The sequence below is a fragment of the Paraflavisolibacter caeni genome (assembly GCF_025628885.1).
Classification (GTDB): domain Bacteria; phylum Bacteroidota; class Bacteroidia; order Chitinophagales; family Chitinophagaceae; genus Flavisolibacter; species Flavisolibacter caeni.
The window spans coordinates 62,260-76,486 of record NZ_JAOTIF010000003.1; the positions used below are offsets into that span (position 1 = coordinate 62,260).

Annotated in this window: 9 protein-coding genes; all 9 read left to right on the top strand. The window is 39.3% G+C overall.

Annotated features, from left to right (window positions below; genetic code table 11):
* Positions 1-6: 6 nt before the first annotated feature.
* The 9 genes from OCK74_RS06770 to OCK74_RS06810 all read left to right on the top strand — a co-directional run bounded on the left by OCK74_RS06770 (position 7) and on the right by OCK74_RS06810 (position 14,213).
* Positions 7-1,506 (top strand): RagB/SusD family nutrient uptake outer membrane protein, encoded by a 1,500-nt coding sequence (locus OCK74_RS06770; protein WP_279296258.1) that lies wholly within the window; start codon positions 7-9, stop codon positions 1,504-1,506.
* 37 nt (positions 1,507-1,543) lie between these two features.
* On the top strand, positions 1,544-2,323 hold the full coding sequence (locus tag OCK74_RS06775; RefSeq protein WP_279296259.1) for a DUF4843 domain-containing protein: 780 nt from the start codon (positions 1,544-1,546) through the stop codon (positions 2,321-2,323).
* 43 nt (positions 2,324-2,366) lie between these two features.
* Complete coding sequence (locus OCK74_RS06780; RefSeq protein ID WP_279296260.1) at positions 2,367-4,070, top strand: PKD-like family lipoprotein; 1,704 nt, start codon at positions 2,367-2,369, stop codon at positions 4,068-4,070.
* 238 nt (positions 4,071-4,308) lie between these two features.
* A complete protein-coding gene (locus OCK74_RS06785; protein ID WP_279296261.1) occupies positions 4,309-6,801 on the top strand; it encodes a zinc-dependent metalloprotease in 2,493 nt (830 codons plus the stop codon).
* Between the two features lie 28 nt (positions 6,802-6,829).
* Positions 6,830-9,349 carry a zinc-dependent metalloprotease gene (locus OCK74_RS06790; RefSeq protein WP_279296262.1) on the top strand — a complete coding sequence of 840 codons (2,520 nt, stop codon included), beginning with the start codon at positions 6,830-6,832 and terminating at the stop codon, positions 9,347-9,349.
* Positions 9,350-9,420: 71 nt separating this feature from the next.
* Positions 9,421-10,845, top strand: coding sequence for a TlpA family protein disulfide reductase (locus OCK74_RS06795; RefSeq protein ID WP_279296263.1), 1,425 nt, complete (start codon positions 9,421-9,423; stop codon positions 10,843-10,845).
* Between the two features lie 6 nt (positions 10,846-10,851).
* Entirely contained in the window at positions 10,852-12,633 is a 1,782-nt protein-coding gene (locus OCK74_RS06800; protein ID WP_279296264.1) for a TlpA family protein disulfide reductase, read from the top strand.
* A 140-nt stretch (positions 12,634-12,773) separates the two neighbouring features.
* Positions 12,774-13,691: an AraC family transcriptional regulator gene (locus tag OCK74_RS06805; protein ID WP_279296265.1), complete on the top strand. Its 918-nt coding sequence runs from the start codon at positions 12,774-12,776 to the stop codon at positions 13,689-13,691.
* Between the two features lie 69 nt (positions 13,692-13,760).
* Positions 13,761-14,213: a protein-disulfide reductase DsbD domain-containing protein gene (locus OCK74_RS06810; protein ID WP_279296266.1), complete on the top strand. Its 453-nt coding sequence runs from the start codon at positions 13,761-13,763 to the stop codon at positions 14,211-14,213.
* The last annotated feature ends 14 nt before the right edge of the window (positions 14,214-14,227 follow it).

The following is a 14,227-nucleotide window of genomic DNA, read 5'->3' on the forward strand; positions in this document are numbered from 1 at the left end:
CTGAATATGATCAAAAGGAATTTTAATACAACCTCATTTCAAAACAAAGCTATTAGCCGTCATCTTTTAGTGGTGACGATAGGAGTTCTTTTGCTGATGCCTGGACTTACAGGATGTAAAAAATTCCTGGATATTCCCCCGAAAGACCGTGTACCTCAATCCATTCTGTTCAATGATGAACAAGGGTTTAAAGATGCCATGATTGGTGTTTACCTGGCTTTGGATAAGCCTAAGAGCGGAGGTGGGTCGTTTGGGATGTATACCCAAAATCTGTCGATGGGCATGCTTTCCGCATTGGCCTATAATTATGACAGTACAGCATCTTCTGCTAACATAGGTAATGCAACATTTTACAATACTGTTGTACGGTATATCTATGCTGATGCAACAGTAAAGGCTGAGATCGCAGGCATTTGGGGCGGCATGTATAATACAATTGCTAACATCAATAACCTTTTAAGCCAGATCGATGGGAAAAAGCAGGTGTTTAGCGGGGATAATTATTATCGTGTAAAAGGCGAAGCTATTGGAGGCAGGGCACTGCTGCATTTAGATCTGCTGCGCATGTTTGGGCCATTGCCTGCGACAGGTGCCAATTTAAAAGCAATTCCATATGTGCGGAGGTATGATATACGTTCAACGCGCCTATCTACTTTGAACGAGGCCCTGGACTCCTGTATCCATGATCTGAATGAGGCGAAAAGCCTTTTGGCCCAAACAGATACATCCGCAATTTTACAGGGCGCACATGACCTGTTTGCAGCTTATACTCAAAACCATATTAATTACTGGACAGTAGAAGCCTTATTGGCAAGGGCACATTTGTATAAAGGCAATATGGATAGCGCCAATTATTATGCTTCGGCTGTTATAGGAAGCAATAAATTTCCTTTGATCAGTTCAAACGTTGCCGCGGCCAATCCTGCAGACCGCCTGTTTTCGCAAGAGGTACTCTTTTCTGTTTATTCAGCTAATGTAAAAAATTATAACGCAGTGTTTCCGGTACAGAGTTCTGGACAGCCCCTTATGTTCAGAAAAACTACTAAAAATGCATTGTTCACAACCGGAAGCGGGAGTGTAAATGATTACCGTTATACTTCCTGGTTCAATGTAAACCAGACGTTCACTAAATATACCCAGGATGATAACCTGACTTATCATCTTCAAAATAATGTGCCAGTAGTAAGGGTTTCGGAAATGTATTACATAGCTGCAGAAGCTGCCAATTCCAAAGGTGATATCAATACCGGCGTTACTATGCTGAACAAGGTTCGCCAGGGACGTGGCCTGAATGCACTGAATGCAAATGGGATCAGTACAACCGATAGTGTTTCAACAGAAATCATGAAAGAGTATCAGAAAGAATTCCTCCAGGAAGGACAAACCTTTTTTTATTACAAGCGGTTGAATAAAGACTTAAGTAAGGTTACATCCTCAACGGTAGCTATACCTGCCAACGTATATGTTTTCCCGTTACCTGATAAAGAGTTAGAATATAATCATTGATCGATTTACCATTATTACGATGTTTAAAATATTTGATATGAAAAAATGGACTGGCTTTGTTTTGGTTGTTGCTGTACTTACAACCTTTTGGGCCTGCAAACCTGACGCACCATTACAATTCAACTCACCAGATGGTATTTATTTTAATGCGGCTAGCGATAGCATCTATTACACATTTGCCAAATATCCAAACAGGGTTGTGGATACGGTGAAGGTTCCAGTAAATGTTTTGGGAAAGCCATCAGATCAAGAACGTGAGATCATTGTAACGCCCCTTGCTGGAAGTGATGCCAAAGCAGTGGAGAACAAGCATTACAAACTACTACCTCCTTATAAGATTCCTGCTAACAGTACAACTGCCTTGATACCTGTAGTTGTGTATAGAACCAGTGATCTGGACAATGAAGCGGCAGTATTGAAACTTGAATTAAAAGAGAACTCCCATTTTGAAGTAGGGATTAAAGCCAAGTCAACCATTAAGGTAAAAGTGGGTTACCTGCAGAAGCCCCCTAGCTGGGGAGATCCATCCGGAATTCTCTGGGCTGGTTATAGTGACAACTTTGGCACCTGGACCAAAACAAAGTATAAATTGATCCTTGATGCATTATACAGTCCATCGGCTGATACGACCATAACCGAGTTTCCGATCAGCCGTTTTGGAACGATTCCTGCAGCCTACACGCAGTATCTGCAGATCGTGAAAAATTATATCCGCACCAATTATCCCGGTAACTACAACAATGGTGTAGGTGCCACATTGCGTGATCCGGATGTGCCGAATAATCCTTACATCCAGGTAGGGAAAGCGAATTATTAAAATAACCATGTTGGCCAAAAAATTAATTCCCGAACAAAAGAATATGAAAAAGTTTTTAATACCCGTAAGCCTTTATTTATTGATCTTGCTTGGCTTGAGTGCCTGTATTAAGGATAAGGGCAATTATGATTATATAGAAGCCAATGCCATCACCATAACAACGGATATGGCGAAGGTAGATCCGTTGGTTGTTATCAATAATGATTCGGTGGTGATCAGGCAGAATGACAGCCTTAAGATCGACATCCTGTTGACGCAAACTGCCCAGGTCAGCGATGATCTGTCTTACCAATGGTTCATTACACAAACAGCAGCCAGCTTTAGTAATCCTGTACAGTATGTTATCGGGACAGAAAAACAATTGCGTGCAAAAATACTCCTGTCTCCTAATTTGTATCGATTGGTGGTAAAAGTAACAGATAATAAAACGGGTGTGTCATTTTATAAGTTTTATAATCTCAATGTGGATACCCCACCCTGGGGCGGTGAAGGTTGGTTGGTTTTGCAGGATCAGACTGCGCAAGGTGGTTGTGATTTCTCGATCATTACAACCCGTGATGGTGTAGCAAGAGGAACTGTTTATTCCAATTTGTATTCACTTGCGAATGCTCATAAGCTTCCAGAAGGTATAAATAAGATTGCCGTAATGAACTATGGCAATCAGCTCCGGATCCAAAAAGTTGCTTTCTATTCTCCAAATGAAGGCATCCAGGTTCGTTCCGTTGATTATTGGGATTCCAGCAATCACGAAGGGTGGTTTTTTGTTCCACCTTCTCCCATAAATATACAGTCCAATGCTGTGGGCACAATTGCCGGTCAGTATGAAGTGTTAATTAACAATGGACTACTCTATGTTCAGGCTGTAAATCTCAGTACCATTAAAACACCCCCTATTAAATTTGGTGCGCCCCTGTTAGGCTCATGGCCATCATTAAGTCCGTATTTTATGTTTAACGCTAACGGTGGTTATTGTACGTTTTATGATAAGGTGAATAAGTGCTTTTTGCATATCAATATGAGCAATAATACACTTGTTCCCAGTCTACCAGACAACCCTAACCAGCACTGGGCAGCTTATAGTGGGGCAGCGGCAAATTTGCATCCGTTAACTGGCAAGGGTTATGATCTGAACAATATTGGTCGTGATCTGATTTACAGTGAAAATGCGCAAATGACAGAAGGCGCGGTAGTAAATCCAATCTATTATTGTATATTCCGTAATTCGGCGAAAGATTCAACTTTTTTATACCAATTCACTTCCAATTCAACTGGCATTAAAAATGATAATTCAACAGGTCGATATTATTTGAAAGATGCCGCAACGCACGTGCCCGGTATTAATAGTGCTTCGCTTTTTGCTGTGCCAGCATTCTCAACATCAGCAGTCAGCAACGTGCTTTACTATGTGCCAGGAGGAAACGCCAACCAGATCTATGTATGTAATCCAAGTTATACGGGTACCATGCCTGCTACTACTACCGCACATTCGGGATATAGCTTCCCGGCTGGAACTATTATTAAAGCAATGAAAGTTTTCAAATCAGGTTTCAATGCTACTAATGTGCCTAATACTGAAGGCAAGGTTTTAGTGGTGGCTACCGATGAAACCGTCAATGGTAATGGGCATAACGTATATTTCTTTAAAATGACAAATACGGGAGAGTTTGACAATACAGCGACTCCCCAGGTTTATACCGGTTTTGATAAGATCCTCGATATCGCCTTCAAAAAAGGTTTAGGTTCTTAAAATTCAATTTTCTTTATTATCTATTTCTGATTGCGAGTCCGCTTCTGACAATGAAGCGGACTTTTTTATATAAAATTTTTATAAAAGCCAGTCTGGGCGCGGGTTTTGGCTGCTTAACAATTTGATCGTCTATACTTAACAATTTCGTCATTTGCTTTTGCCAATTGGTACATTTTCACATAGGAACCGCCGGGGTTTAGTGTAGTTTTAAAGGCATTTTTTTAACCCGAAGATTTTATTGAAAAAGAAAAATAATATGTTGTCAAAAAGAAGTTTTTTCTCCTTGTTTGCAGGCATGCTAACGGTTTCTGTTATGGCGCAGGATACAGCTTCAATTAAGAAGCCTGAAGTGTCAAAATTGAAATCCTATGGTGAAGTTGTGACGGCAAAAGCTGTAAGTAGCCAAGGTTTGTTTACCATTCACAAGGTAGATGATAAATATTACTTTGAAATCCCGGATTCATTACTGAACAGAGAGTTTTTATTTACCACTCGATTGTCTAAAGTTGCAACGGGCAGCCCACTGTTTGGTGGTGAGCTAATGAACGGAATGATCGTATCATTCGAAAAAGCTCCAAATGATAAATTATTTGTGCGTGCGGTAACCAGTGTAGCAGTATGTGATACATCAGATGCACTTTATCGTGCTGTAAAAAATGCAACGGTTGATCCTATTATTATGGTACTCGATGTAAAAGCACGTGGGACTGATAATAAATCATCTGTTATTGATGTTACTGACTTCTACCTTAAAGAAAACCTGATTTCGGGTTTCGGTGCTGAAGCTAAAAAAATAATGAGAACAGGATCGCCTGCTGCTGACAGATCATTTATCTTGTCAATGGATGCCTATCCTCAAAACATTGAGATTAAATCAATGAAAACTTATAGCATGGGTGGTGGTGCTCCAAAAGAGGGTGAATCAGCTCCTGCTACATCTAGTGTTGGGGTTACATTTGAAATTAGTAACTCAGTATCGGTGTTGCCTAAGACTCCAATGGAGGCTCAGGTATATGATCCTCGGGTAGGTTTCTTCTCTGATAGTTATCAAGTGTTCTCTGATGCACAGCAACGTGTAGAAGAAAAACGTTTCATTGTACGCAACAGACTGGAAGTTAAGCCTGAAGATTTGGAGCGTTACAAAGCTGGAGAGCTTGTGGAGCCTAAGGAGCCTTTGGTATACTATGTTGATCCTGCGACTCCTAAGCAATGGCGTAAATATATCATTGCTGGGATTAATGATTGGAATGAAGCATTTAAAGCAGCTGGCTTTAAAAATGCCATCATTGGTAAAGAATGGCCTGAGAATGATTCTACGATGAGTTTGGAAGATGCACGTTGCAGAGTAGTGCGTTATTTTCCTGCTTTAACTCCTTTTTCTTACGGACCTAAATTGAATGATCCACGTACCGGTGAAATTTTGCAATCATATATAGGTTGGTCACATAGTCAAATTAAAACCTTGCATGATTGGTACATGGTACAAGCTGGTGCAGTAGATACAGAAGGAAGAACCATGAAATTCAATGATGAGTTAATGGGTGCATTAATACGTGCCGATATTAGCCGCACAGTAGGTTTTACGCTTGGTTTAAAGGAAAATTTGGGTAGCAGCTCAACTATTCCGGTTGAAAAATTAAGAGATAAAAATTGGCTGGCAAATCATCCGTTTAACCACTCTATAATGGACTACAACCATTACAACTACGTAGCTCAACCTGCTGATCTGGTTTCGCGTAAGGGGTTGATTCCTCAAATAGGTGAGTACGATAAATGGGCGATCAAATGGGCTTATGCCTATACTGGTGCTAAAGATTTTGAAACCGATAAAAAAATTCGTTTGAAGTGGATCACTGATAATGTAAAATCAGGTTCAAAATTAATCTATATGGGAGATCAGGGCGGAAATCCAAGTGATCCTATTAATCCATCAGCGCAATGGGAAGATTTGAGTAATGATGGTGTTAAAGCAAGTGAGTATGGCGTTAAAAATTTAAAAATAGCAATGGCCAACCTGCTTAAATGGACCAAGACCGAAAATGGCACTTATTATACTACATCAGACCTGTATTATACTATATGTGATCAGTTTTCTTTTCTTATTCGTCAAGCTTATTCACAAATAGGTGGAGTTCGTGAAAACGTTGCTAATATAGGACAAGAAGGCGAAGTTTATGCACCGGTTCCTAAAGCGACTCAAAGAGCGGCGGTAGCATTTTTAAATAAAGAAGTGTTTAATACGCCTACCTGGTTATTTGATCCGAATGTATTGAATAAGTGGGCAAAGCCTGCCAAAAAAGAGCACTATCAAAGATTCCAGGATAATACCCTTATGTACGTAATTAATGAGAAACGTCTGTTAAGGATGCATACTGCTGAGATGCGTTTTGGTAAAGAGAAAACGTATACAGTTGATGAATTCATGACTGACTTGAATAAGGGTCTTTTTGCTGAATTGCAAACCCGCCAATCTGTTGATAGTTATAAACGCTTTATACAAAAACAGGCTGTAGGCTACATGCTTCAAATTGCACAAGCGGGTGATAAACTTCCTGATGGGAAAACTGATGATTTAACTACTACTGATGTTCCTGTAGTGATGCGCTCTCACTTAAATAAAATTTTGGCTCAATGTAAAGCAGCTATTCCAGCGTACACAGATCCGATAATGGTTGCACACCTTAAATATATGTCGCAAAAAATCGATAATTATTTAAACCCAAAGAATTAGATTTTTTAGAACGATAAAAAGCTAGGTAATGAAGCTAAAAATAATGTTTATAGTGATGTTGGGTCTGTGCAGTAGTCTGCTGATGGCTCAACGCAAAAAGGTTCAGCAACCTGTGGTTAAAGCCGATACGGTAAAAAAAGCCACTTCGCCGTTAAGTACCATCATCACAAAGAATACAGAGAGCAAAATAGGGTTAATCAGTATTCATAAGACTGGTGACAAGTATTATTTCGAAATCCCTGATTCGATCTTAAAAAGAGAGTTATTGGTAACCAACTGGTTGGTACAAGTGCCTGGTGGTAGTCCAAAGTTTGGTGGTGAGAAAATGGACCAAAAAGTGATCTGTTTTGAAAAAGGATTGAATAATAAGCTGATGTTGCGCGTGGTAGATGTCTTTACCAAGGCCGACTCAAGCAATGCCATTTCAAAAGCCGTTGAAAATTCAAATGTTAACCCTATCGCTACGCTTTATGATATCAAGGCAAGAGGTGAAAGCGGTAAAAGCTCAATCATTGATGCGACAGATTTTCTGAAAAATGAAAATTCTTTCACAATGATAGGCGCAGAGGTTAAAAGCAAGTTGGGACTTAGTTCACTTGCTGCAGATAGAAGCTGGGTGAAAAGTGTAGCTGCGTATCCCATTAATGTTGAATTAAGAATGGTACGTACCTATGGAGCTTCTGGTGCACCGTCAAAAGACCGGAGTGGCCGTGAAATTCCTGCAATGGAAGCGGCTAGAATCGCAGGAGCAGTAACGCTTGAGGTATCAACTTCTATTTTACTAATGCCGGAAAAGCCAATGATGGGACGCCATTTCGATATGCGCGTTGGCTACTTTGCTGATAATGCTGGCTATATTCCAATATCTGATGATCAACAAGCAATTGAAAGTAAAACTTTTATTGTTCGTTATCGTCTGGAGCCTAAAGCTGAGGATATGGAAAAATACAAAAGAGGTGAATTGGTTGAGCCAAAACAACAAATTGTGTATTACATCGATCCAGCTACTCCTAAACAATGGCGTCCGTACCTGATTGCAGGTATTAACGACTGGAATGTAGCATTTGAAGCTGCTGGTTTCAAAAATGCCATTATTGGAAAAGAATGGCCTGAAAATGATACCACCATGAGCCTGGAAGATAAACGTTATAAAGTGTTGCGCTATTTGCCTTCAGATGTTCCGAATGCATATGGTCCGAATATCCACGACCCAAGAAGTGGAGAGATTTTAGAAGGTTACATTGGTTGGTACCACAACGTAATGACCCTGGTGCATGATTGGTACATGATCCAGGCAGGTCCAAATGATCCAAGAGCTCGTACTATGAAATTTAGCGATGAGTTAATGGGTGAGTTGATCCGTTTTGTATCCTCGCACGAAGTAGGCCATACTTTGGGTTTGCGCCACAATATGGGTAGCAGCAGTTTAACACCTGTTGAGAAATTAAGAGACAAAGAATGGGTTGAAAAACATGGTCACTGTAACTCAATTATGGACTATGCCCGTTTCAACTATGTTGCTCAGCCAGAGGATAAGATCGGCCCTGCCGGTATTATGCCACGTATCAATGATTATGATAAATGGGCCATTAAATGGGGTTACACCTACATTGACGCCAAAGATGACGAAGAGGATAAAAAAATTGTATCAAAGTGGATTGTTGACAGTTTAGCAGCCAATCCGAGATTATGGTTTGGTGGTGAAGGAATGAATCATGATGGACGTTGTCAAACTGAAGACATGGGTGATAACAGCATGAAGGCCAGTGAATACGGTATTAAAAATTTGAAATACGTAATGGCTCACCTTCCTGAATGGACTAAGGAGGAAAATGATTTAAATAAAAATCTAACCCAAATGTACCTTCAGACTGTAACTCAATACAGACGCTACATTCAACACGTTGTTGGAAACGTAGCCAGCACTTACGAAACCATTAAAACTCCTGACCAAGCCGGTGATTGTTATGCTCCTGCTCCAAGGGAAACACAAAAGGAAGCGGTGGCTTTTCTAAACAAACAGGTTTTTGAAACCCCACATTGGTTACTGGATGAAAAGTTGCTCAATAAAATTGGCAGCCCTGCCCGTACCGGCGCTGTTAGTACGGTTCAAGAAAGTACGATTATGCAGTTGACAAGTGATAGGGTGTTCAATACCTTAAACATGGCGGAACAGCGTTTCGGTAAAGGAAAGACCTATTCAATGGTTGAGTATTTATCGGATTTAAAATCGGGCATTTTCAGCGAATTAAAAACCAATAAACCGATCGAAATTTTCCGTCGTGACGTACAGAAGTTTTATATCCAGGGGCTTTTTAGAGCATTGGAAGAATCTGAAAAAGGAAACAATGTCATTGGATTTTTAAGCTTTGCGAATGCAGCGGAAGAGACACCGGTAACTGTGGGTACTGACGTTGGTCCCATATTGCGTATGCATTTGGAGGCTTTACGTAAAGAGATTTTAACTGCTGTTCCAACTATAAAAGATAAAGACTCAAAAGAGCATTTGTTGTTTGTAGCTGAGCGGATTAAAAAAGCTTTAAAATAATCCTCCAATAAACCTTGATTAATGCCCGGTCTAACGGCCGGGCATTAATCAAATCCAGGAAAAGAAATATTATGAAGAAATTGTTGGCGTTCCTGCTGTTGTTCAAGTTGAGTATAGCTGGAGCTAGTGCGGATTCAATTAAAACAACCATAAACTGTACGATTCATGGTCTTAAAAAGGAAGGTGGTTTAAATGAGCTTCCCAGCGGTTTATTCTTATACGAATTAAAAAATGGTGAGGCGGTAAGTTTAGGTTTTCAACGTCCTGATGCACAAGGTAATTGTTCATTTGACTTGGATGTAAAAGAAGGCGTTTACTTTTTCAAAAAAGCGGGTGGACATGGTCTGGATTTTAAGTACACCATTTATATTAAGGCTGGAGAGCAAAAGAAAGTTGATTTTTATTTAGGTAATCTATCTATTGATTATGATAGCTGTGTCATAACTAAGCCGAACGTTGAAACTAAATGTTTACAAGCTTGGTTAGAGGCAATGAATAAGTACAAAAAAGAGACAATGCAAATTCCGTTAGGCAATTCTCTGGTTAAAAAATATGGGCAGTTTCAAAAAATTACAGCTTCATTTTTAGCTTCAAATAAAACTGCTAACACTTTTTTTAATGCATGGTTGGCTGATAAAGTTTATACTGATTTACAATATGTAAGAGCAGCAAGCTATTTCCGGTTTGGTAGGGTAAATACTAGGTATGATAGCAGCGCAGCTGTTCAATCATTCTACAAACCGCTTTACAATCAAAAAATTATTAATGATGCCCGATCGCTACGTTCAGAGCATGGTATGGAACTACTTGATTATACTTTTGGTTACTGGAAAGTAAATGAAGGGAGTAGTCAAGAGAAGGTAGTTGCTAACTATTTTTCTCCGGAGAATGCCTCAAAAATCAGCAATAGCACGGTTAAAGTTGCTTTCTTATTGCATAAAATGCCCGGTATAAAAAAATACGAGGATTTTGTAAAGTATGTTCAGCCTAACAAAAATCTTTTTGTAACTGAAAAACAGAAAGCCGCATATAGTAAGGCTTATAATGACTTGGGGCCGTTTGCAAAAGGTAACTTGGGTTACAATTTTGAGCTGAAAGACATTAATGATAAAACTTACACTTTGGCCGGCTTTAAAGGTAAAGTGGTGGTAATAGACATGTGGGCCATGTGGTGTGCGCCTTGCTTAGCCGAAAAACCTGTGATGGAAAAAATTGCAGAAAGCTATCATGACAGGAATGATATTGTTTTTGTGGGCGTATCAACTGACGGTTTAAGTAAAAAAGAAGTTTGGAAAGCCTTTGTTAAAAAACGCGGCTTTACCAGCATTGAACTTTTGTCAAACCATACTGAGTCCATTCAAAAGTATTATATGATTGAAGGTATTCCCCGTTTTCTGATCTTTGACAAAGAAGGTAAAATTGTAACTGTTGACGCTCCCCGACCTTCTGATCCTGCATTTAAAAAATTGATTGATCAAACGCTTGGGTTAAAATAAGCTTGTATGAAATTAAGCTCAAAATATTTGTTGCTTCATATACTTTTCCTCTTTGTTGTGATGGCAGCAAAGGCTGAGGCTGGTTTGGGTATGCTGTATGGTTCGATTGAAGGAAAGGTTTTTACACAAATTACTTTTTGGAAGTTAAAAGAAGGAAAAGCCGAAAGGGTTGCTTCTTATTCCACTGATCCTGCTAATAGAAAGTTTTGTTTTTGGGTGCCCGTTGATGAAACAGCTCAGTACAAGCTGGATGTTGCATTGATGAAACAAGGCCACCGCAGACTGGAAATAGATAAAAGTGCTAGTTATTCCCTGCAAATGAAAGCGGGGCAAAATATTGCCGTTAACATCAACCCGGCTTTTTGGGATGGAAGCCGAGGTTTCACTGTGAAGCCAACTGGAAGTAATGCCGGTTATACAACTGTAAGCGGAACACTTACCAATATGTTTGGAGGAGGTGAAATGTCTATCAATAAAGTTGTTGATGGCGACCAGGTAAAGGTTGCCTCCTATTCAATAGCGAAAGGGCAAAACCGCTTTTATTTAGCATTTCCTGTAGGACAAGAGGGCTTGTATACCATTTCAACTTTGCGTTGGCAGCAACGTCTTTACCTGAAGCCGGGTGAAGATCTTCAATTGGATGCTGATTCCAAAAAAGGAGCTTATACTTTAATCAAAGGTTCTCCAGAAAGTCAATTACTTTCAAAATGGCAGCAATTGATTACGCCTATTACTTCTTATGGTTACTACTTTCCTTTTTCGGGCTTAGCCGACACAGTAAACTTAGATCAATACATTGAAACATACCAAAAGTTGCAACCGGAAATTGCCAGGTTTAAATTATCTGCAAAGAGCCCAAATCAAAGGTTCAATGAATTGTTTCAACAGGCGATGGATATTGACATCGAGTATGCGCCAATCCGTTACCTATATATCTATACATCTAAAAGAAACTGGCGGGATTTTGTAGATGGCGGTAAAAATTTTCTGAATGTACCTTCTTATTATAAGCAATTCATCCAAAATAATAAGTTCAGAAACGCGAAGATGACCCAAATTCCGGAAGCGAAAGATTATATACGCTTGTATGGGATGTTGCATCTGGCAATTACCCAACCCGGAGCCATAAAGGATATCAGTAGGGTTGAAAAGTTAAAACTGATGATGAGCCTGGCTGCCAATGACACCTTAAAGAGGTATGTTTTAAAAGATATGCTGGAAACAATTACGATCAATAACCTGAGCGAGTTTAAAGCAACTTTTGAACCTTACAAAAAATATGCAAATGCTGGTCCGGCCAAGCAAACATATCAATCCGTATTATCTCAATTCATTGGTGATACGGCTTATATCGGCAAGTCTTCCTATAATTTCAGTTTGCCTGATACCAATGGTAAAATGGTGTCCATGAAAGATTTTAAGGGTAAGGTTGTGTTTATCGATGTATGGGCCACATGGTGCGGACCTTGCAAGGCTCAGATCCCTTTCCTTAAGGAAATAGAAGAGGAATACAAGGACAACAAGGATATCGTATTTGTGGCTATTTCACTTGACAGAGAAAAAGACAAACAGAAGTGGCTCAATTTCATACAAAAAGAGAATTTACACGGCCTGCATTTATTGGATGATGCGGGCAAGGCTTTTGCCATGAAATACGAGATAAGAGCAATACCAAGGTTTTTATTAATCGATAAAAAGGGAAAATGGATAGAAGTGCGTTGTCCACTTCCCGAGGATAAAGCCAATTTGAAAAAATACATAGAAGATGCTTTGAAAGGATCATATTAATTATAAAATAGAATTATTAGAGTGGATATAGATTGACAGTAAGTAATTTTTTACAAATACAAGGAACATAGTGTATTCAGGCAGTGAGATGATTGGAACTGTAAAAAATAGCCGCACATTTAAAATCAATATTCATCCCTATGAATAGTACATCAATTAAAAACTTGAAACGAAAAGACGGTTTTTCCGGAGAAAAACAAATCAATATCCCTGATTCAGTACTGAACAGGCTGATTGGAAAACAAGTTTTTCTTCATTCTCTATTCATAACGCATATTGGGTATTTCCCGAATGCTCAATATCATTTCAGGGAAAGGATGCTTGGGTGTAATGATTATATCCTGCTTTATTCCCTTTCTGGGAAAGGGTATATTGAAAGCAAAAATGGGAGGTTTGCACTATTGTCTAACCAGTTCATCATTATTCCACCCAATGAGTTTCATCGTTACCAGTCAGATCTACAGGATCCCTGGAGTATTTACTGGGTTCATTTCAGCAGTAATCAATTGGAGCAACTTAAGCAGGAATTTAATGTTGACCAATTCTTTACTCCAACTGATTTACAATATGATGAACAGATCCTTGAAATATGGCAACAGATGTATGATAGCCTGGCCAGTGGGTATTCGGGCATAAGTATCAGGTATGCGAACCTGTGTTTATACCGTTTTCTTTGTTTCTTCTTTTTTCCCAATAAAAAATTCAAATCGGAAAAAAAGGAAGATCCTTTAGAAAGATCAATCCTGTACATGGAATCCAATATTGGTAAAAGGTTGCAAGTTGGGGAAATTGCAAGCTATATTCAATATTCGACTTCGCATTACACTGCACTCTTTAAGAAGAAAACCGGCATGACACCGATAGATTATTTCATCAAAATGAAAATGCGTTACGCTTGCCAGATGCTTGTTCAAGACAAATTAAAAATAAAAGATATTGCCTTAAGGGCTGGTTATGATGATCCCTACTTTTTTTCCAAGCTCTTTAAACAGGTAACAGGTAAGTCACCGAAAGAGTACAGGCAAGTGCAATACGCAGGTTATATTCATGCAGCCTGAAGCCGGCCTGTAAGTGTGCAGTGGGACTTGGTTCAGTTTTTAAAAAAATGATCGTTTAATAAAATAATTATGAAAAATCTATTTGCAGTTTTTGTTTTCACCCTTGTTACTCATTTTTCTTTTGGACAGGTAAAAGACCCGGTTCAGTGGGCTTTTACTGCCAAGAAGCTCAATACTACGACCTATGAGGTGCATCTTACGGCTACCATTGATAATGGTTGGCACCTCTATTCCCAGACAACACCAGAAGGTGGACCTTCTGCCACCACTATTGCCTTTACCAAAAACCCTTTACTCTCGCTTGATGGCGGTGTAAAAGAAGTAGGCAAGCTGGAGCAAAAGCATGAGGAATTATTTGGCGTGGATGTTAAGCAATTTTCCAATAAAGTGGACTTTGTGCAGGTTGTGAAACTCAAAGGTCCGGCTAAAACAGCATTGAAGGGGAATTTAGAATTTATGACCTGTAACAACCAGGAATGCCTGCCACCCAAAACACAAAAATTTTCCATCGCACTTAAGTAATCATTCATAAAGTA